The organism is Polynucleobacter sp. UK-Mo-2m-Kol15, from assembly GCF_018881505.1.
GTDB lineage: Bacteria > Pseudomonadota > Gammaproteobacteria > Burkholderiales > Burkholderiaceae > Polynucleobacter.
Genome location: NZ_JACVQC010000001.1, coordinates 1,287,688 through 1,308,494 on the forward strand (window position 1 = coordinate 1,287,688; position 20,807 = coordinate 1,308,494).

The 20,807-nt window shown below is 44.1% G+C and carries 23 protein-coding genes; 10 read left to right on the forward strand and 13 right to left on the reverse strand.

Going from position 1 to position 20,807, the window contains the following annotated elements:
* Nucleotides 1–2: 2 nt before the first annotated feature.
* From ICN43_RS06690 to ICN43_RS06740, 11 genes are read right to left on the reverse strand one after another with little or no spacing between them, the layout of a single operon-like run.
* On the reverse strand, nt 3–749 hold the full coding sequence (locus tag ICN43_RS06690) for an arginyltransferase (RefSeq protein ID WP_216198009.1): 747 nt from the start codon (nt 747–749) through the stop codon (nt 3–5).
* Nucleotides 746–1,483: a leucyl/phenylalanyl-tRNA--protein transferase gene (aat, locus tag ICN43_RS06695; RefSeq protein WP_216198011.1), complete on the reverse strand. Its 738-nt coding sequence runs from the start codon at nt 1,481–1,483 to the stop codon at nt 746–748. Before aat ends, ICN43_RS06690 begins: the two co-directional genes overlap by 4 nt.
* Nucleotides 1,484–1,496: 13 nt before the next feature.
* Nucleotides 1,497–2,057: an NUDIX hydrolase gene (locus ICN43_RS06700; RefSeq protein WP_216198014.1), complete on the reverse strand. Its 561-nt coding sequence runs from the start codon at nt 2,055–2,057 to the stop codon at nt 1,497–1,499.
* A 9-nt stretch (nt 2,058–2,066) separates the two neighbouring features.
* Entirely contained in the window at nt 2,067–3,893 is a 1,827-nt protein-coding gene (locus ICN43_RS06705) for a chorismate-binding protein (RefSeq protein ID WP_216198016.1), read from the reverse strand.
* A gap of 36 nt (nt 3,894–3,929) precedes the next feature.
* Nucleotides 3,930–4,505 carry a peptidylprolyl isomerase gene (locus tag ICN43_RS06710; protein ID WP_216198018.1) on the reverse strand — a complete coding sequence of 192 codons (576 nt, stop codon included), beginning with the start codon at nt 4,503–4,505 and terminating at the stop codon, nt 3,930–3,932.
* A 52-nt stretch (nt 4,506–4,557) separates the two neighbouring features.
* Nucleotides 4,558–5,184: a 2-hydroxychromene-2-carboxylate isomerase gene (locus ICN43_RS06715; RefSeq protein ID WP_216198021.1), complete on the reverse strand. Its 627-nt coding sequence runs from the start codon at nt 5,182–5,184 to the stop codon at nt 4,558–4,560.
* Between the two features lie 11 nt (nt 5,185–5,195).
* Nucleotides 5,196–6,509: a replication-associated recombination protein A gene (locus ICN43_RS06720; RefSeq protein WP_216198023.1), complete on the reverse strand. Its 1,314-nt coding sequence runs from the start codon at nt 6,507–6,509 to the stop codon at nt 5,196–5,198.
* Nucleotides 6,510–6,518: 9 nt separating this feature from the next.
* Complete coding sequence (locus ICN43_RS06725; protein WP_216198025.1) at nt 6,519–6,998, reverse strand: DUF3429 family protein; 480 nt, start codon at nt 6,996–6,998, stop codon at nt 6,519–6,521.
* A 41-nt stretch (nt 6,999–7,039) separates the two neighbouring features.
* A complete protein-coding gene (locus tag ICN43_RS06730; protein WP_216198027.1) occupies nt 7,040–7,894 on the reverse strand; it encodes a 3-hydroxybutyryl-CoA dehydrogenase in 855 nt (284 codons plus the stop codon).
* A gap of 1 nt (nt 7,895) precedes the next feature.
* A complete protein-coding gene (locus ICN43_RS06735) occupies nt 7,896–8,603 on the reverse strand; it encodes a glutathione binding-like protein (RefSeq protein WP_216199973.1) in 708 nt (235 codons plus the stop codon).
* A gap of 41 nt (nt 8,604–8,644) precedes the next feature.
* The gene (locus tag ICN43_RS06740; protein WP_216198029.1) at nt 8,645–9,847 is read right to left on the reverse strand and encodes a methionine aminotransferase; all 1,203 of its coding nucleotides are present in this window, start codon (nt 9,845–9,847) and stop codon (nt 8,645–8,647) included.
* A gap of 68 nt (nt 9,848–9,915) precedes the next feature.
* Between ICN43_RS06740 and yaaA the strand changes: the two genes are divergently transcribed.
* The gene (yaaA, locus tag ICN43_RS06745; protein ID WP_216198031.1) at nt 9,916–10,692 is read left to right on the forward strand and encodes a peroxide stress protein YaaA; all 777 of its coding nucleotides are present in this window, start codon (nt 9,916–9,918) and stop codon (nt 10,690–10,692) included.
* Nucleotides 10,693–10,703: 11 nt separating this feature from the next.
* On the forward strand, nt 10,704–11,915 hold the full coding sequence (locus ICN43_RS06750) for a DUF2863 family protein (RefSeq protein WP_216198033.1): 1,212 nt from the start codon (nt 10,704–10,706) through the stop codon (nt 11,913–11,915).
* A 78-nt stretch (nt 11,916–11,993) separates the two neighbouring features.
* On the opposite strand, the gene ICN43_RS06755 is transcribed toward ICN43_RS06750, so the two are convergent.
* The gene (locus ICN43_RS06755; protein WP_216198035.1) at nt 11,994–12,368 is read right to left on the reverse strand and encodes a hypothetical protein; all 375 of its coding nucleotides are present in this window, start codon (nt 12,366–12,368) and stop codon (nt 11,994–11,996) included.
* A gap of 12 nt (nt 12,369–12,380) precedes the next feature.
* Complete coding sequence (locus tag ICN43_RS06760; RefSeq protein ID WP_216198036.1) at nt 12,381–13,370, reverse strand: malate dehydrogenase; 990 nt, start codon at nt 13,368–13,370, stop codon at nt 12,381–12,383.
* A 150-nt stretch (nt 13,371–13,520) separates the two neighbouring features.
* Here ICN43_RS06760 and ICN43_RS06765 point away from each other — a divergent pair, with 150 nt between their 5' ends.
* From ICN43_RS06765 to leuC, 8 genes are all read left to right on the forward strand, one after another.
* Entirely contained in the window at nt 13,521–14,258 is a 738-nt protein-coding gene (locus ICN43_RS06765) for a GntR family transcriptional regulator (protein ID WP_216198038.1), read from the forward strand.
* 143 nt (nt 14,259–14,401) lie between these two features.
* Nucleotides 14,402–14,821, forward strand: a complete 420-nt coding sequence (sdhC, locus tag ICN43_RS06770) for a succinate dehydrogenase, cytochrome b556 subunit (RefSeq protein ID WP_216198040.1) — start codon at nt 14,402–14,404, stop codon at nt 14,819–14,821.
* A gap of 24 nt (nt 14,822–14,845) precedes the next feature.
* Nucleotides 14,846–15,211 (forward strand): succinate dehydrogenase, hydrophobic membrane anchor protein, encoded by a 366-nt coding sequence (gene sdhD, locus ICN43_RS06775; protein WP_216198042.1) that lies wholly within the window; start codon nt 14,846–14,848, stop codon nt 15,209–15,211.
* Nucleotides 15,212–15,215: 4 nt separating this feature from the next.
* Entirely contained in the window at nt 15,216–16,994 is a 1,779-nt protein-coding gene (gene sdhA, locus ICN43_RS06780) for a succinate dehydrogenase flavoprotein subunit (protein ID WP_216198044.1), read from the forward strand.
* Nucleotides 16,995–17,012: 18 nt separating this feature from the next.
* Nucleotides 17,013–17,717: a succinate dehydrogenase iron-sulfur subunit gene (locus ICN43_RS06785; protein WP_216198045.1), complete on the forward strand. Its 705-nt coding sequence runs from the start codon at nt 17,013–17,015 to the stop codon at nt 17,715–17,717.
* Complete coding sequence (locus tag ICN43_RS06790) at nt 17,714–17,983, forward strand: succinate dehydrogenase assembly factor 2 (protein WP_216198047.1); 270 nt, start codon at nt 17,714–17,716, stop codon at nt 17,981–17,983. The genes ICN43_RS06785 and ICN43_RS06790 overlap by 4 nt, the downstream gene beginning before the upstream one ends.
* Nucleotides 17,984–18,065: 82 nt before the next feature.
* Complete coding sequence (gltA, locus tag ICN43_RS06795) at nt 18,066–19,379, forward strand: citrate synthase (RefSeq protein ID WP_216198050.1); 1,314 nt, start codon at nt 18,066–18,068, stop codon at nt 19,377–19,379.
* 18 nt (nt 19,380–19,397) lie between these two features.
* Nucleotides 19,398–20,807 carry a 3-isopropylmalate dehydratase large subunit gene (gene leuC, locus ICN43_RS06800; protein WP_216198052.1) on the forward strand — a complete coding sequence of 470 codons (1,410 nt, stop codon included), beginning with the start codon at nt 19,398–19,400 and terminating at the stop codon, nt 20,805–20,807.

Consider the following 20,807-nt stretch of genomic DNA (forward strand, 5'->3'; position numbering starts at 1 on the left):
TATTATGGCCCAATGATTGGCTGCCAGTGATCGTCAACTAAACCTTCAATAGGCTGAAATTTCGTTTTATAGGACATTTTTTCACTGTTCTCAATGTAGTAGCCAAGATAGAGATAGGGAAGATCCAATTCCATGGCCTGTTGAATTTGCCACAAGATGCTAAAGCTTCCATAGCTCGCAGAGGTATTCTTAGCGTCAAAGAAGGTATAAACCGAGGAAATACCTTGGTCCAAGATATCAATCATGCTAACCATTCGCAGGCGCCCAGGATCAGTATCGTTTGACCCATCCCGAAATTCTATGATTCTAGAATTAACACGGCTTTGCAATAAAAACTGCATATATTGATTTTGGTCATCTTGATCCATTTCGCTGCCAGCATGACGCTCATTTTGGTAATGTTGGTAGAGCTGGAAGTGCTCTTCTTGATAACCTAGTTTCAGTACGCGAATATCTAATCCAATATGCTTTTTCCATGAGCGTTTTTGACTGCGATTTGCTACAAAATGCTTTACTGGAATTCGTGTTGCAATACAGGCATTACATTCATCACAATAAGGGCGATAGGTATATAAGCCGCTGCGACGAAATCCTGCATTCACTAGCTCTCCATATAAGTCAGCGTGAATTAAGTGTGAGGGCGTCGCTACCTGTGAGCGAGCAGTTTTTCCCGGCAAATAGCTACAGGGGTAGGGTGCTGTTGCGTAAAACTGAAGTTCAGTTAAGGGGAGTTCTTTTAGTTGGGTCATAGCCAGTGACGCAGAATTGCTTTATCAAATTTCCATGGAATCTCTATATTAGATTGCTTTAAGGCAATTTGCAGGTGAGTTAAAAATTCATGTCGAGGTATTGGTGCTCCGCCCAGAGAATCCAGATGCGCCGTCTCCTGTTGGCAATCAATCATTTCTACCTGATGTTGTTGGCACCATGCGGCAAGAGCGGCCAAGGCAATTTTAGATGCGCCAGTTTGATGGCTAAACATCGACTCTCCAAAAATCATTCCACCAAATGACACACAATAGAGGCCGCCTATTATTCTTTCATCCTCTTTTATAGCAATGCTATGGGCATGGCCTTGCTCATAAAGATTGGTGTAGGCGTCCATGATTTCATGAGTAATCCACGTACCATCTTGGTTCTTTCTTCTTGCGGTTGCGCAGGAGCGGACCACTGCTCCAAAGTCTTCATCAACATAGATATTTTTTTGTTCAGCTGTTAAAAAATGACGAATGCTTTTCTTTAGGGAGTCATGGCATTTAAAGTCCTTGGGCTTTAGTACCATTCTGGGGTTAGGTGACCACCAGAGCACTGGCTGGTTATCTGAGTACCACGGAAAAATCCCCATCTGGTATGCACGAGCTAGTTGCCCTGGATAAATACGATCGCTTACTGCAATTAGGCCTGGGACACTTGGATCTGGATCAGGATATTCGATTGGATTTGGAAATTCATCCTGAGACCCCAGCCAATTGATATTGCTCATGATATAGCCAGACTTAGATTTTTTCTGATGGCAAGATATCTCTGCTGCGAACGCTAAATTCAAGACCAGAATCAAAGACTCCTGCGGTACGGTCATTAAAAAACCACTCTAGAGTTTGCTTGACTGTTGGAAATGCAATCTCACTCCAAGGGATATCTTCCTCATTAAAAAGGCCAACCTCTAAACTCTCCTCACCAGCCTGGAAGTCTGGTGAGCTCATTGAGGCGAGGTAAAAAAGATGAACTTGCTCTGCATGTGGCACGTTTAGCAGTGAATAGAGTGGGCCAATTTGAACAATTGCACCAGCCTCCTCTTGGGTTTCTCTTGCAGCTCCAATGCTAGTAGTTTCACCAAGCTCCATAAATCCAGCTGGGAGAGTCCAGTAGCCATAGCGAGGCTCTATGGCGCGACGGCATAGCAAAATTTGTTTACCGAAGATAGGAATGCTGCCAACTACATTGCGTGGATTGAAGTAATGGATGATGCCGCAAGATTCACAGACATGACGTTCCCGAGAATCATCCGCAGGAATCTTGATGCTAATAGGCGCTGCACAGTGCGAGCAAAACTTCATACTTACTTTCTAAAAATGGGCGGGTATGAGGCCCCGGAGTGCATTGCTAAGCATAATCTCTTTTGCATTCCGAACATCTTCAATGGTCAGGTTGGCTTCATGGGCATTCCATTGTGGATCATTTAATACGATTGATCTCATTACTCCCGGCAGAAGGCCGGCTGAAACAGGTGGCGTAAGCCAGGCATCTCCGGATTTAATGAAAACACTAGTTCTTCCACCTTCAGTAACAAAGCCGTGCTCATTAATAAAAAGTGCGTCAAAGCCACCGAGCAACTCAGATAATTGCCATGCTTGATCATAAATACTTCGGCAATTCAACTTGTGTCTCAATAAAATATTGCCTGAATGAAGTATGGCTTTACTAGGATCAGGAAGAATATCGCTCGCCCAAAATAGCTTGGTTGGACCATGCAGTGGGTTAAGCAGGGTAACCTTACAGCTCGGTATGCCTGTATAGTCGAGGTCTAATCGCAAACGATATTCAGAATTAGTATTGCAATCTTTGCAGTTGAGCTCAATAACTCTGATTACCTCAGCAATGGGGCAAGGAATCCCCAGCATCAAAGCTGAATTTACTAAGCGTTCCATATGAAGTTGCAGATGTTGTACCTTGCCTTGACGAATCAAAATAGTCTCAAATAAAGCTAGTTCACTTGGCATCTTACTTAAGAAGGACGCTTTAATTTGGCACTCCTCCCATTCTTTATCTGCTTCAGAATCAATCGTAATACCAGCACCGATACCCAATGTAAAAGATGATGCATGCGTCTTTGTATCTTGATCAATTTCAAGGGTACGGATTGGCACGCTAAATGCAAAGTCGCCGCTAGGATCAATCCAGCCCAAAGCGCCACAATAGTAGCCGCGATTTTGCGGCTCTAATTCTTGGATGATCTCCATGCTACGCTTCTTTGGTGCCCCAGTGACAGAGCCACAGGGAAAAACTGCATTCAGGATATTAGTCAATCTAGTTTCGGGTTTTATTTCAGCTTGAATAGTTGAGGTCATTTGTAGAACGTCGCCATACCTAGCAACCTCAAAAAGAGTAGGAACGGTAACCGTACCTGGCAAAGCTATGCGACTGAGATCATTGCGCAGTAAATCAACAATCATGACATTCTCAGCTCGATTCTTTGCATCTGCTGACAAGTGCTCGGCTGAGTCATTTAGTGCGCTAGCAGTACCCTTCATAGGCATGGCCTTTAAAGTAACTCCTTGTTTTTGAATAAATAACTCCGGTGATTGTGACAAAATAAAGCTTGAGTCTTGGGAAATAAATGCACCAAATCTTCCCGGCTGCCTTTCTCTTAAGCGCGCATACAGGGCAAGTGGATCACCGTAGGTCTCACCAGTAATTCGAAATGTATGGTTAATTTGATAAGTATCGCCATTACGGATGTATTCTTGAATACTCTCAATCTCGGAAGAGAATTGTTTTTTATCAATCGAGGAGTGAAGATTGGCAATTCCTGCAATTTGCTTATCAGGCTCAAGGGTCGCAACTTCATGATTAATAAAGGCATCAACATCTTCCTTGCTCAGGCTTTTAAAAGATTTAAAAGACCAGGCCTGTACAAGTGGATGGGGATGATTTTTCAATGCTGGGCGCTGATCAATTTTATGAATGTATAGGCCCAATTCATAAGCAAAAGCAGCGACAACATATTCTCCGCGAGCTAATGCCTCATCAATACTCTGTAGACATTGATTTACGGCCGCGATTGTTGCAGAGGGCTTAGACTGAGGGTATATCGTCCATGATTGCAATAGCGCTTCATAAAGGCGACTACTTGGCCTAGCATGACTGCTTTGGGCATCGTCAAGCAATATCATGCTGATGACTGTTGGGGCTCAAATATTAGCTTGAAATTACTTTAAAACAGTGGCCGATTCAATTGTGACGGTCTTGCTTGGCACATCCGACATGCGACCCATTTTTGGTGCTGATGCAACCATGGTAGGAATTTTACGAATGGCATCAATTGTTTGCGTACCAGAGATAACTTTACCAAATACGGTATACCCATTGCCCATAGCATTTGGATAATTCAATCCTTCGTTGTCCTTAACGTTAATAAAGAACTGAGCTGTTGCTGAATCTGGGTCAGAAGTGCGAGCCATTGCTATGGTATAAGTCTGATTCTTGAGACCATTTTGAGCTTCAGATACTACAGGTGCATTAGTCGCCTTTTGGCTTAGGTCTGGCGTAAAGCCTCCGCCTTGAATCATGAAACCATCGATAACACGGTGAAAAATTGTTCCATTATAAAACCCGCTCTTGACGTAGTTCAAGAAGTTAGCACTTGTCTTAGGCGCTTTGACATCATCTAGTTCCACTACAAAATTCCCCATAGTAGTTTTGAATTCCACTTTAGGGCCGGCATAGCTGGTAGCGCTGGCAAGGAAACTAACAATAATAAAAAGTGAGGCGATAATTTTGCGCATGGTGATAGTCCTTAAAAATCTACTAAAAAATGAATAATTCTGATTGTATTGCTCAAAGTCCAGAGGGTACTTGTCCAGCGTGTCGATAGGTTTCCTCATTAAACATGCCCGGCCTATTTAGGTAATCCAAGGTCCAATCGATAGTATCTACACCCCAAAAGGCATGTCCATTGATGATTAGCGTTGGGACGCCAAATGCACCATCCGATTTTGCGCTTTCTGTATTGCTGATGAGCTTTGCTTTGATCTCTGGTGAATCTGGTTTAGCTGTGTTTTCTGCTAATCCTAAATATTGGCAAAACTCCGGCCAGGATAAATTGGGATCCTTGCCTTCTGCCCAGACAAACTCAAATGCGCGCTCTATCATTTCCCATTGAGCCTCTTCTTTTACTAACAAGCGCTGCGCCGCAACTGTAAGGAATGGATGATGTTTTGGGAAACGAAAAGGGAGCCCCAGTTTTTCTGCAAGCCATACACAGTATTGATAGGTGTGGGGTCGTTTGGCTGCTACTTCTCCAGGGCCCCGATTTTCAGTTGCGCGAAATAAACCGCCTAATAATATTGGCACTGGCTCAATTTTTACACGCTGGTCAAGCCGATGACGTTGCTTAATATAAAAGTAGGAGAATGGAGAAATAATGTCGTAATAAAAAGTTCCCCTTACGGTCTTTGAGCTCATCTGGTCTAAGGTCATTTCTTTTTAGATTCGGCATCTAATTTTCGTAAAAAGGTCATCTTCTCGCTAATTTGGCTTTCAAGCCCACGATCGACAGGCTCATACCAATGAGGCTCCGCCATTCCCTCTGGTAGGTATGACTCTCCAGCTGCATAGGCATGTGGCTCATCATGCGCATAACGATATTCTTTACCATGACCTAATTCTTTCATTAGCTTGGTTGGGGCATTACGCAAATGATTGGGTACGGGTTTACTTTGGTCGCTCGCAACATAGGCTCTTGCAGCGTTATACGCCTTATAGCTTGCATTACTTTTAGCAGCGATTGCTAAATACACCACGGCTTGCCCAAGTGCAAGTTCACCCTCAGGGGAGCCAAGTCGTTCAAAGGTTTGCGCTGCATCATTCGCAAGCTGCATTGCTCTAGGATCGGCTAGTCCTATATCTTCCCAGGCCATGCGAATAATTCTTCGGGCCAGATAGCGAGGATCGGCACCACCATCTAACATTCTGCAGAACCAATATAGCGCTGCATCTGGATTAGAGCCCCGTACTGATTTGTGCATGGCGGAGATTTGATCATAAAAGTGGTCGCCTCCTTTATCAAAACGGCGAGCTTGAACACTTAAAGCGTTCTCAATGAAATGCTCATCAACTTTAAGAATCTGAGAATTTGGGGTAGAGACAGCATTACTTACTTGCTCGACCAAATTGAGTAGTCTTCTAGCGTCGCCATCTGCATGAGCAATTAGGGTATCAATTGCTGCCGATTCAAACTTTGTATCAGGCATTGAAAATTGTTGCGCCCGATCAAATAATTGCTTAAGCTCTTCAGCGCTTAATGATTTAAGTACATAGACTTGTGCACGTGAAAGCAAGGCTGAATTCACTTCAAATGAAGGATTTTCAGTTGTTGCGCCAATAAAAGTAAATAAGCCAGACTCAACGTGTGGCAATAAGGCATCTTGCTGACTTTTATTAAAACGATGAATTTCATCAACAAACAGAATGGTTTGCCGACCATATTGAGACATGCTTTGTTGTGCTTGCTCAATTGCCTCGCGAATTTCTTTAACACCAGCAAGAACAGCAGATATCGCTATAAATTCTCGATCAAAAGCCTTTGCTGAGAGTCTTGCTAAGGTGGTTTTACCTACCCCTGGTGGACCCCAAAGAATCATTGAGTGCGGCTTGCCAGATGCAAATGCAAGATGGAGTGGTTTGCTGTTTGCTAGTAGATGTGTTTGTCCGATGACTTCTTCGATAGTTTTTGGGCGCAACGACTCCGCTAATGGCGGGGGAGGCGATTGGTTAAAAAGATTACCCATGTACCCTAATTAGTTTTGGACAAATAAAATAACGAGAGCGGCCCAAATTAAGCATCCTGCAGAAACTACCGTCAGTCGATTGCGCATAGTCATGAATGCAGTGAATGCTTCTTCGTTAGAAAAATAGCGTCGATAGGTTTCTTTATCGATATTACGTTGGATGATCAAAGCTGATGCCAAGATCACCATACCAACTGGAATATAAATATGCAGCGCAACCCAGGCAACTAGGGCAGGTATCACACCCCATATCCATGCGTTACGATCCTCCCAACGATCACCTATCGGCGCTTTGCCTAGCCTATGCAAATTGGCGCCCCAATGTAGAGCGCCCATAAATGAAGTAATAACAGCCCCATAACCTGCTAGCGACTCAGCGCTTAGATAATTCAGCGGTGTAGGAGCCAATTGAACCATTAAAGCTAGGCCAACAAAAGGAATGAGGCCGGCATAACCTAATTTTTGAACTAGAGGAGGTAAGGGGTTCACAAGAACTCTTTTATAGAAATAATGGGTTGGTATGTTGAGAGTTACTGATCATAGGTGTAGACACCGCGCCCAGTTTTGCGACCTAGGTAGCCAGCATCAACCATCTCGCGGAGCAATGGGCAAGGGCGATACTTGGAGTCGCTGAAGTTCTCAAAATAGACTTCCATAACTGCTAGGCATGTATCAAGACCAATTAAGTCGGCTAAAGCGAGTGGCCCTATCGGTTGATTGCAACCCAATTTCATGCCAGCATCAATATCTTCGGGGCTAGCAAGGCCTTCGTGAAGAACAAAGAAAGCTTCATTAATCATTGGCAATAGAATGCGGTTCACTACAAAGCCAGGAGAGTTCTTGACTGTGATCGGCTCTTTGCCGATGCGCTTAGCCATTTCAATGATGGCAGAGTGGGTTGCGTCTGAAGTTTGCAAACCCCGAATGACTTCAACTAATGCCATCATAGGTGGCGGATTAAAAAAGTGCATACCAATAAAGCGGCTTGGTGTGGAATCTAAAGCGGCAAGCTTCGTAATTGAAAGTGAAGAAGTATTAGTGGCAATGATAGTTTCTTTGCTGACGATCTCATCAACTTGCTTCAAAATCTTTTCTTTAATAGCTTGATTTTCGGTGGCAGCTTCAATGACTAGTTGCAGGTCCTTAAAGTCAGCGTAGGAAGTACTCCCCTTGATACGCTTGAGTGCGGCATCTTTTTCTTCCGCTGTGAGGATCTCTTTCTTAACAAGGCGATCCAAGCTCTTGCTGATTTGACCTAAGCCCTTATCAACTGCGGCATCATTAACGTCAACCATGACGACATCAAGACCAGCAACAGCGCAGACCTGTGCTATACCATTGCCCATCGTGCCTGCACCAATAACCCCGACCGACTGAATCTTCATGCTATTTCCTTTTTTGGTACTGTGATGAGCCAAATAATTGCTCTTTTGCTTTGTCATCATGCACGGGCTTACGTAATGCGCTTAATACTTCAACGCCACGCTTGACGGCAGGACGTTCAGCCACTATTTCAAACCAGTGTTTGAAATGTGGATACTCATTGATATCAATGCCTTGATTCTTCCAATTGCGAGTCCATGGAAAGATGGCGATATCAGCGATTGAGTAAGTTTTTCCAGCAATATAAGGATTATCTTTCAGTTGATGGTCAATCACACCATATAAACGCTTAGCTTCATTAGTGTAGCGATTGATTGCGTAGTCAATCTTCTCTGGAGCATAGATTCGAAAGTGGTGGTTTTGTCCTAAAAGAGGTCCCAAGCCACCCATCTGGAACATGAGCCATTGCAAAACTTCGTATTTGCCTCGGGTGGATTTAGGTAAAAATTTCCCGGTTTTAGCAGCTATGTAGAGCAAGATAGCACCAGATTCGAAGAGATGAATGGGTTTTCCATCTGGACCATTTGGATCAGTGATGGCTGGAATCTTATTATTTGGGCTTATCGCTAAAAAATCTGGCTTAAATTGATCGCCAGCACCAATGTCAATTGGGTGAGCAAGCCAGTCTTTGCCTAATTTATAACCGCACTCTTCGAGCATGATGTGAACCTTATGCCCATTTGGGGTTGCCCAGCTGTAAACATCAATGATGTCCTTATTGGGCTTGCTTATTGCCATGATCAATTCCTCTTCTACAGGGTTTGTAAACGCTTTAATGCAGTTGATAACGTTTCTTCTTTTTTTGCAAAACAAAAACGGATTACACCAGACTCAACTGGCTGAGCGTAAAAAGCAGAAACCGGAATAGCGGCTACGCCAATCTCTGCAGTTAGCCAGAAACAAAAATCTGCTTCGCTCATCTTGGCTTGGGGAATATTCAGTTCGGTGTAATTAACGCACTGAAAATAGCTTGCTGGCGCTGGCAATAATTTGAAGCCAGTTTCTTTTAAGCCTCTGCTAAAGTAATCTCGTTTAGCTTGATAAAAAGATGCTAGCCCTAAATAGTGATCTGCATTCTTGAGATATTCTGCTAACCCAAACTGCATCGGTGTATTTACTGTGAACACATTGAACTGATGCACCTTACGAAACTCTTGCATCATCTTTTCAGGCGCAGCTACATAGCCAACTTTCCATCCAGTGACATGATAGGTTTTACCAAAACTCGATATTAAAAAACTTCGCGCTGCTAATTCTGGATGACTTGCAATGCTGACGTGATTTATTCCATCAAACACCATATGCTCATAGACCTCGTCACTTAAGAGTAGCGCATTAGTGCCCCTTACTAAGTCGGCTAAGCGATCAAGATCAGATGCCTTCCAAACCATACCGGTTGGATTGTGCGGTGTATTGATAATAATCAGGCGCGTTTTTGCATTGATTGAATTGGCTAGTTCAGTCCAAGGTATTAAATATGAGCAAACACCACCTTGATTATCACGCTTGGCAATTAAAGGTACTGCAACAATTTTTCCGCAAGCCAATTCAACCGAAGGGCGATAGCTATCGTAAGCAGGTTCGATGATGACGACTTCATCCCCCGGGCTGACGCAGGACAAGATTGTGGTCATGATTCCTTGAGTACCGCCGGCAGTAATGGTTATTTCTGTGTCAGGGTTGTATTGATAACCGTATAGCTCATATATTTTTTGAGCTATACCTTGGCGCAGATCTGCAATGCCCGTCATTGGGGGGTATTGATTATGATCGGCAAGCATTGCAGCATTTACATGAGATATCAGCTCCCGATCACACGGAAAGTCAGGAAAACCTTGGCCTAAATTGATTGCCTGGTGCTTTGCAGCAAGGGCGGACATGACTGTAAATACCGTTGTCCCTACTGCAGGTAGGCGGCTAGGGAAAGGTGGCGCTAGTGGGCGGATTTGGTCCATGCAGGCGGTTTAAGGCAAATAAAGTGGGTAGTCGCTAGAATGGAAGATATTCATATTCAAATTGTGCCATGCTGATCGTCCTTTCGCCCGCTAAATCCCTGGATTACAAAACCCCCTACAAGGTCAAGACCACCTCCTTGCCAGAGTTTGTTGCTGAATCGGCTAAGTTAATAGCTGAGCTCAAGAAGCTATCGCCTCAGGAGATTGCCAATCTGATGGGTTTATCTGACCAATTGGCGGCTCTTAACGTGGGGCGCTATCGAGATTGGTCCAAGAAATTTACTGAAGAAAATAGTAAGCCAGCTATTTACGCCTTTAATGGCGATGTCTATGATGGTTTTGATGTACAGACCCTGAATGTTAAATCTCTTGATTTTGCGCAGAATCATCTTCGTATCTTGTCTGGGCTTTATGGTTCATTGCGACCTTTGGATTTAATGCAGCCTTACCGCCTAGAGATGGGTACAGCCTTTAAAAACATTCGAGGTAAAGATCTTTATGCATTCTGGGGCGAACGAGTAACCAATTCACTAAAGAAGATGCTAGAGCAAGAAAAGAATCCTCTACTGCTTAATTTAGCTTCTGAAGAATATTTTAAGGTGTTGCAAGCCAAGAGCTTAGGTTGCCCAGTGATCTCTCCAGTTTTTCAGGATGGTAAGGATGGTAAATATAAGATCATTTCATTTTATGCAAAGCGAGCTAGAGGCCTAATGGCACGGTATGTAGTTGAAAACCGCATCACTGATCCTGAAGATTTAAAGGGTTTCAATTTAGATGGCTATAAGTTTGTTGCATCTGAATCTAGGCTGGATAAACCGATATTTAGACGTCCAGAAAGAAAGTAGGGGAGTGCACCATGGCTGTTCATCGCACAAAATCCTCGCAACGCGCCTCCCCAGATGTTGAGCGCCTAGTCGCAGATGCAATCTCCTTGGCAGCTTCTGGTAGCCACATGGAAGACCAATTTTGGGAGGAACGCTTAAATGTTCGCTTAATGCGCCTTCTTAAAAGTCAAAATCAAAATGTGATTGATGCTGCTCTGGATCAAACTTTTCGCATTAATACCCTTGCTTTTGAGGTGCTTGCCGACTGTGCTGAGACGCTCGCTGAATCCTTAGTTATGGAACATGATGGTCAGAGTTGGGATGTACTGTTACTAGCTTTGCCAATAGTTGCGCATACTCGCTATCAAATTCCTTCAGGCGCTCTTCCCGTCAATATGATTGAATCTACTGCCGCTGCATTACATGCTTCCATTTCTTCCGCGGAGACCCGCTTAGCGATTGTGCCCTGGCTTTATAGTATTGATCAAATGCCACACTCGCATTGTCAAACCCGCTTACTGACTGAGGCGCTTGCGACTGCTGCAATCACAGCTAGCGAAATTAAATTAGAGCTGCGTGAGATGTCGGAGACCATTGCGGTATTAGCTGATCCGCGTTTTATTATTGCTGCCGTTGCAGCGCCTTCTGGGTCGCCGCTTTTCCGATGGCAGGCTGAGACACCAACACGGCTAGAGCGTGGCGTTAGCTTAATTGGGTGGCAAAACACCATGCAAGAGCCTATTGCCGCTCTCTTGCCAGGTTGTGAGTTCGAACTCTTATTGCCCGAGGCATATTTTACAAACTGTAGGTTGGCCGATAAACAAGTACGCCCATTAAGCATTCGATCGGGAGTCAATTTTCTCGAGAGCACTTTGGGTGTTCTGCCTGCGGGATTGTCCTGTGTTGTGGGGGCTTTTGGTGAGGATCAAGCCGATGAATATCGAATCTCTTTTAGCCTGAAAGGTTCGTCCGATGTTGTATACGGTGTAATCTGGCCTCTGTACGATCGAGAGAGTGTAGCAAATGATGCCTTGAATGATTTATCGGATGATGAAAGTCCGATGAAGCGGATTGCAGATGCACTTCATGATGCCGGTATCGATGATGTCTTCCGCCATGCAATGTTGTTTGATCCAGAGCTTTGTGATGACTGCGGAGCGCCGCTCTTTCCAGATCGATCTGGAGACGTGGTTCATGCAGAGCTCCCTGATGATGCACCTACACAGCAACCCTTGTTTCATTAGCAAAATGAAGTCTCGTTCAAGGTTCAAGATGTAAAAAAGCCGAGAATCTCTCGGCTTTTTTGTTTGAAGCAGTTGCAATTAATTCTGCGTAAATGGTTCAGCATCAGCAAATAAGTGAGGAAGTTTGCCTGTTTTCATTTCCGCTGTTTGACAAAAATCAGCGAGGCGAGTTCCAGACTTAATGTTGAATAACATTGCTTTATTTCCCAGCACTACAAGATCGTGTCCAGTAGTGGTGTTTTTATAACGCAAGCTACCTGGCAAAGAATTTTCACGCTTCAAATCAAAGGTTTTAGATTCCCAAGTAAGACGAACCTTTTCCATTGTTCCTGAAGTTTTAAACTGTTTGCTTTCATTGCAAGTCCATGTTGATACTTCCTCGCTAGCAAAAGCTGTTGCAGAGCCCAGAAGACCTGATATTGCCAAGCTAGCGATGAGAAGGTTTTTCTTCATGTGAATTAATCCTTATGAGAGGAGATGTTTAACGCCAGCCTGCTCTTCAAGTAATTCATTCAAGGTATGGTTCATGCGTTCACGTGAGAACTCATCAATTTCCAAACCTTCAACCATCTTGTATTCGCCGTTTTCGCACACTACTGGATAGCCATAAATAACTTCAGCTGGAATGCCGTATTCGCCTTTAGATGGAATGCCCATCGTGACCCACTTACCGTTTGTGCCAAGAACCCAGTCACGAATATGGTCAATCGCAGCATTAGCAGCAGATGCAGCAGAAGAAAGTCCACGCGCTTCGATAATGGCTGCGCCACGTTTACCAACTGTGGGGATAAATGTATCTTTATTCCATGCTGCATCATTGATGCTGTCTTTGACTGACTTTCCATCAACTGTCGCAAAACGATAGTCTGGATACATTGTTGGGCTATGGTTACCCCAAACAACCAACTTTTCAATATCAGCAACAGGCTTATTTAACTTGATCGCTAATTGTGAAAGAGCGCGGTTGTGATCAAGGCGCAACATTGCAGTGAAGTTTTTTGCAGGAATATCTGGAGCAGATTTCATGGCGATGTAGGCGTTCGTGTTGGCTGGGTTACCAACGACCAATACCTTCACAGTTTTCTTAGCTACAGCATTTAAAGCCTTACCTTGAGCAGTAAAAATTTGCGCATTTGCTGAGAGTAAATCTTTGCGCTCCATACCAGGGCCACGGGGACGTGCGCCAACCAACAAAGCAATATCAATATCCTTAAATGCTGTCATTGGATCGGAGTGGGCAGTCATGCCAGCCAATAAAGGGAAGGCGCAATCCTCTAACTCCATCATGACGCCGGCAAGTGCCTTTTGTGCTTTTTCGTCTGGAATTTCGAGTAACTGGAGAATTACTGGCTGATCCTTGCCTAACAAATCGCCATTGGCGATGCGAAAAAGTAGGGAATATCCGATTTGACCGGCTGCACCGGTGACTGCGACACGCATTGGGGCTTTTGCCATTACTAATAACTCCAGTTGAGGTTAATTAATGAAATCTTTTCTATTATCCATTCAAGTGTATGGACTTTCCATTTACACTGTCAATCATGTCTTATATAAGATATGAGATAAGCTTAAATTTTATCCAATGGAAGCTGTTCTGGAGTTAATTTGTCACAAATACCTGAATCGATTGCCTCATTTAGTCCACTTTATGAGCAAATTAAAGCCATGATTTTGGCGAGCTTGCAGGCCTCAGAATGGTTGCCTGGCGATGCTATTCCTAGTGAGATGGAGCTCGCAGCACGCTATGCCGTGAGTCAAGGAACTGTGCGTAAGGCGATTGATGAGTTAGCGGCTCAAAATTTACTTGTCAGGCGTCAAGGCAAGGGTACATTTGTTGCGACACATCAAGAAGAAGACTTCCAATACCGTTTTTTGCGTCTAGAACCAGATTCTGGGCATAAATTACACCTAAAAAGCCATTTTTTAGCCTGTGAAAACCTGAAGTCCGATGTTCTTATTGCGCGACTGCTTAAATTAAAGGTAGGCGATTGTGTTATTCGCATTGATCGAGTGCAAAGCTCGGATGGTCGCCCAATCGTCTTTGAGGAGATTTGGCTGCCAGAAGGGCGCTTCAAAGGACTTACCCTAGAGGCACTCAATGCCTGGCCTGGTCCTATGTATGCTTTTTATGAGTGTGAATATGCTACTCACATGGTCAGGGCTGAGGAAAAAATTAAGGCTGTTTTGGCTAATTCTGAACTTGCCAAGCATTTACAAGTTTCCGAAGGTGCCGCCTTGCTTTCAGTTGAGCGTGTGGCTTTCACCTACGGGAATAAACCAGTTGAAATTCGACGGGCAAGATATGACACTTCTGATCAGCACTACGACAATAAATTGAACTAGGTAGTACACTCGAAAATCAGTAAAAACCACTATTTAACCCCTTTAAACGCTAAAAAGTCCCCACCATACCCAAGGTTTCTAATAGAATATGTTGCAACACAACAAAACCACACTGAACCTCCACCGAAAGATTGAGATTACCCATGGTTGATACAGAGCAAAATGTAAAAAAAGATAGACCTATTTACAGAAACATTGGTCTTGCCCAGTTAATCAAATATCGCCTTCCTTGGGCTGGAAAAGTATCAATTCTTCATCGCATTAGTGGAGCAGCATTATTTTTAATGTTGCCTTTCCTGCTTTATCTTTTCGACCAGAGTTTGGCCTCTGAATTGAGCTATCAAAAGTTCCAGGCTCTTACAGGCCATGTGTTGGTGAAAATCATTCTTTTAGGCTTGATTTGGTCTTTTTTACACCATTTCTGCGCCGGCATCCGCTACCTCTTGCTGGACCTAGAGATTGGCGTTGAAAAGGCCGATGCTAACCGTTCTGCGATCGTTGTATTTTTCTTGGGCCTTGCTTTGACTGCAGTCGTTGGTTTAAAACTGTTTGGCCTGTACTAAGCGCTAAATTATTAAGGAAATCTAATGCCTATTTATCAAATCGGACCGAAACGTTTAGTGGTTGGCGCTCATTACGGCCTTAAAGAGTGGATTATTCAGCGAGCCACTGCCATCGTAATGGTCATTTTTACGATTGTTTTGTTGGTGGATTACGCCATTACTGGTAGCGCTACTTATGAGGGCTGGGCTGCCTTATTTAGCAACCAATTAATGAAGCTCTTAACGCTTCTATTTTTTATCAGCTTGTTCTATCACGCTTGGATTGGTATCCGTGACATTTGGATGGATTACATCAAGCCTGTCAGCATTCGTTTAACACTTCAAGTGTTAACTGTTTTGTATCTCGTAGCCTGTGCGGCTTATGCCGTACAAATTTTGTGGAAAGTGTAATTCAATGACCGCGATTAAAAAAGTATTGCCACGCCGTCGTTTCGATGCGGTAATTATTGGTGCAGGTGGTTCAGGTATGCGCGCTTCGTTGCAATTAGCAGAAGCCGGCCTGAATGTTGCGGTATTAACAAAAGTTTTCCCGACTCGCTCTCACACTGTTGCTGCGCAGGGCGGTATTGGTGCTTCGCTAGGTAATATGAGCGAAGATAACTGGCACTATCATTTTTATGACACGATTAAAGGTTCTGATTGGCTGGGTGATCAGGACGTGATCGAATTTATGTGCCGTGAAGCTCCTAAAGTTGTCTATGAGTTAGAGCATTTCGGTATGCCTTTTGACCGCAATCCAGATGGCACTATTTATCAGCGTCCATTTGGTGGTCATACCGCTAACTATGGTGAAAAGCCTGTGCAGCGCGCTTGTGCGGCTGCCGATAGAACTGGCCACGCGATGCTACACACTTTGTATCAGCGAAATGTTCGCGCTAGAACCAACTTTTTTGTTGAGTGGTTGGCGCTTGATCTGATTCGTGACGACGTGGGTGATGTTGTTGGCGTTACAGCGCTTGAAATGGAGACGGGTCAGGTTTATATCCTCGAAACAAAGGTCGTCATGATGGCTACTGGTGGTGCAGGCCGCATTTGGGATGCATCTACAAACGCCTTTATTAATACCGGCGATGGTATGGGATTGGCAGCGCGTGCAGGCATTCCATTGGAAGATATGGAGTTCTGGCAATTCCATCCAACTGGTGTTGCTGGTGCAGGCGTGTTGTTGACAGAGGGTTGTCGTGGTGAAGGTGGCATCTTGCGTAACAAGGATGGTGAGCGCTTTATGGAGCGTTATGCTCCAACCTATAAAGATTTAGCGCCACGTGATTTCGTTTCTCGTTGTATGGACCAAGAAATCAAAGAAGGGCGCGGATGTGGTCCAAATGGCGACTACGTGGTTCTTGACTTAACCCACATTGGTGCCGAGACCATCATGAAGCGTTTGCCTTCTGTATATGAAATCGGCATTAACTTTGCCAACGTCGATGTTACTAAAGAGCCAATTCCTGTCGTACCAACCATTCACTATCAAATGGGTGGTATTCCCACAAATATCAACGGTCAAGTAGTTGTCCCAGCTAATGGCAAGCATAATGAAATCGTTAACGGCTTATATGCAATTGGTGAGTGCTCTTGCGTATCTGTTCACGGTGCTAACCGTTTAGGTACAAACTCATTGCTCGACTTATTGGTGTTTGGCCGTGCAGCTGGTAATCACATTGTTGCAATGGATCTCAAGAATCGTGAATTCAAACCATTACCTGCAGATGCTGGCGAGCAAACATTGGCGCGTATTGCTGCTCTAGATAACTCTACCTCTGGTGAGTATGCTCAAGATGTTGCTAATGATATTCGCAAAACTATGCAGAAATATGCTGGTGTATTCCGCAATCAGGAGTTGATGGATGAAGGTGTCCGTCAAATGGCTAAGTTAACTGAGCGTGCCAAAAACTTGTGGCTCAAAGATAAATCCGAGATTTTCAACACTGCGCGTATTGAGGCCTTGGAAGTAGCCAACCTAGTGGAGACTGCTAATGCAACCATGATTTCTGCTGCTGCCCGCAAAGAAAGTCGTGGAGCACATTCGCATGATGATCACCAGGAGCGTGATGATGAAAACTGGATGAAGCATACGATGTGGTACAGCGAAGGCAATCGCTTGGAATATAAGCCGGTTGTATTAAAGCCTTTAACTGTTGAGTCCTTCCCTCCTAAAGAACGTACTTTCTAAGCGAAGAGAAATAAAAAAATGAGTGATATTCGTATATTTGAAATTTACCGCTACGATCCAGATGTTGATGCTGCACCTCGCATGGAACGCTATGAACTTGAATTAACGGGTGAGCGTATGTTGTTGGATGCCTTGATTTCCTTAAAGAAACAGGACGAATCCATTTCCTACCGTCGTTCATGTCGTGAAGGGGTCTGTGGCTCTGATGCGATGAACATTAACGGTAAAAATGGCTTGGCATGTTTGACCAACATGTTGACCTTGCCTAAAGTCATTACTTTGCGTCCATTGCCTGGATTACCGGTTGTGCGTGACTTAATTGTTGACATGACTTTATTCTTTAAGCAGTACCTGTCAATCAAGCCTTATTTGGTGAATGAAAATCCACCCCCAGAAAAAGAGCGTCTCCAGAGTCCTGAAGAGCGTGAAGAGTTGAATGGTTTATATGAGTGCATCTTGTGTGCATCATGCTCTACTTCATGCCCATCTTTCTGGTGGAATCCAGATAAGTTTGTTGGACCAGCTGGTTTGCTTCAGGCTTATCGCTTTATTGCAGATAGTCGTGATGAAGAAACCTCGCAGCGTTTGGATAACTTGGAAGACCCCTACCGTTTATTCCGCTGCCACACCATTATGAATTGTGTGGATGTATGTCCGAAGCATTTGAATCCGACTAAGGCAATTGGAAAGATCAAGGAATTAATGGTTCGAAGGGCGGTATGACCCTTAGTAATGCAGAGTTATATCGTCTCAAGAGTGATGCTCGTAGGGGTTTGCTTGAGAATGATTTGATTTTGCAGCGTTTTTTTGAGCGTTATGGCGCCCAACTGAATGCAGATGATGGAAAAGTATTAAGCCAGTTGCTAGCTCTGGAAGACAATGATCTGATGGATTTATTGATCGGTCGCAAGGATTCTGTTGCGACCTTAGAAAAAGTATCGCAAGAGGCCTCTTTTAAGTTGGTTTTACAAAGACTGAGGCAGAAGTAAATCGGATTTATGGTGCAATAGTAGCGCAGACGCATGATCAAATAGTGTATTAATCATCAATTTGAATGACTAAGGATTAGAAATGATTGAATCGGACATCAAGGCAAAATTATCGTTTTCGGACGGCACACCAGATATCGACCTGTCAATTTATAAAGGCACGATTGGGCCTGAGGTAATTGATATTCGTAAGCTGTATGGTCAAACTGGTAAGTTCACTTATGATTCAGGCTTTCTTTCCACCGCCTCTTGTAATAGCAAAATTACTTACATCGATGGCGATAAAGGTGAACTGCTTTATCGCGGCTATCCAATCGAGGAGTTGGCTCATCATTGCGACTTCTTGGAAGTTTGTTATCTGTTGATTAATGGCGAACTGCCAAATGAGAAGCAGAAGAATGATTTTGATCAAATGGTCATTCATCACACTATGGTGCATGAGCAGATGCAATTTTTCTTGCGCGGCTTCCGTCGTGATGCCCATCCAATGTCAGTTTTGACAGGCCTTGTTGGGGCAATGGCTGCTTTCTATCATGATGAGATTGACTATAGTGATCCGTATGCGCGCGAAGTTGCACAGATTCGATTAATCGCAAAGATGCCTACTTTGGTAGCAATGTCTTACAAGTATTCAGTGGGCCAACCATTTATTTATCCAGATAATTCACTTTCTTACACTGCAAACTTTATGCGAATGATGTTTGCAACACCATGTGAAGAGTACAAAGTAAATCCAGTTTTAGTTCGCGCTTTAGATCGTATCTTTATATTACATGCAGACCACGAGCAAAATGCTTCCACTTCAACTGTACGTCTGTGTGGATCTTCTGGTACAAACCCATTTGCTGCTATCTCTGCCGGTATTGCTTGTCTTTGGGGTCCAGCCCATGGTGGTGCAAACGAAGCTTGCCTACAAATGCTTAATGATATTCAAGCTCAAGGTGGTGTAGATAAAATTCATGAATTCATTGCTCAAGTAAAGGACAAAAACTCTAGCGTACGCTTGATGGGCTTTGGTCACCGTGTTTATAAAAACTTTGATCCACGTGCAAAACTCATGCGTGAAACTTGTTATGAGGTATTGAAAGAGTTGGGCTTAGAGAATGACCCATTATTCAAGTTGGCCATGACTCTTGAAAAGATTGCCTTAGAAGATGAGTACTTTGTTAGCCGCAAGCTGTACCCTAATGTAGATTTCTACTCTGGTATTGTTCAACGAGCTCTTGGTATCCCTACTGATATGTTCACCTGTGTTTTTGCCTTGGCAAGAACTGTTGGTTGGATTGCACAGTGGGAGGAGATGATTACTGATCCTGAGTACAAGATTGGCCGTCCTCGCCAGCTGTATGTTGGGGAAACTCTTCGTAAAGTTCCTAACATCTCCGATCGTAAATAACAGCCTTTAAGGGATTTCATGTCACGTACGCTATATGACAAACTGTGGGATGACCATGTTGTTTATTCTGAGCAAGATGGCACAGCCACGATTTATATAGATCGTCAGTTATTGCATGAGGTGACAAGTCCTCAGGCTTTTGAGGGTTTGAATTTAGCTGGTCGACCAGTTTGGCGTATTTCTGCTAATTTGGCTGTTTCAGATCACAATGTGCCAACAACCGATCGCTCTGAGGGTATTGTTGACCCGATTTCTAAGTTGCAAGTCGATACGCTGGATCAAAACTGTGATGCATTTGGTATTACCCAATACAAAATGAACGATGCCCGCCAAGGGATTGTTCATGTCATTGGGCCTGAGCAGGGTGCAACTTTGCCAGGCATGACAGTGGTCTGCGGAGATTCACATACAAGCACACACGGTGCCTTTGGTGCACTCGCATTTGGTATTGGTACATCAGAAGTTGAGCATGTCTTAGCAACTCAAACCCTGCTGATGAAAAAGAGTAAGAATATGCTGGTGAAGGTGGATGGCCGTCTACAACCAGGCTCTACTGCAAAAGATATCGTGCTCGCTATTATTGGCAAGATTGGTACTGCAGGTGGAACTGGTTACACCATTGAGTTTGCAGGTGAGGCCATTCGTAACTTGTCTATGGAGGGTCGCATGACACTCTGCAATATGGCAATTGAGGCAGGTGCTCGTGCTGGGCTAGTGGCCGTTGACGAAACTACCATTGACTATATTCAAGGCAGGCCTTATGCCCCTAAGGGTGAGTCTTTGCGTCATGCTTTGCAATATTGGCGCAGCTTACATTCTGATGCAGATGCGCAGTTTGACGCTGTAGTTGAATTGCGTGCGGAGGAAATTGCTCCTCAAGTGACCTGGGGCACATCACCAGAAATGGTTTTGGCAATCAGCGATCGTGTTCCTGATCCTGAAAAGGAGCGTGACTCAAATAAACGTTCTGCAATGGAGCGAGCGCTTGAATACATGGGCCTTGTTCCTAATACACCATTGAGTAATATCTCTATTGATAAGGTATTTATTGGATCTTGTACCAACAGCCGTATTGAAGATATTCGTGCCGCTGCCAAGGTTGTTGATCGCCTTGGTAAAAAAGTTGCCTCCAATGTCAAATTAGCTCTCGTAGTTCCTGGTTCCGGCTTAGTAAAGGCTCAAGCTGAGCGTGAAGGTTTAGACCGTGTGTTTAAAGCCGCGGGCTTTGAGTGGCGTGAACCAGGTTGTTCGATGTGCTTAGCAATGAATGCCGATCGTTTAGAGCCGGGTGAGCGCTGCGCCTCAACTTCAAACCGTAATTTTGAAGGTCGTCAAGGAAATGGCGGAAGAACGCACTTGGTTAGTCCAGCAATGGCAGCTGCTGCAGCAATTGAAGGCCATTTCGTTGATATTCGTAAGATTTCTTAA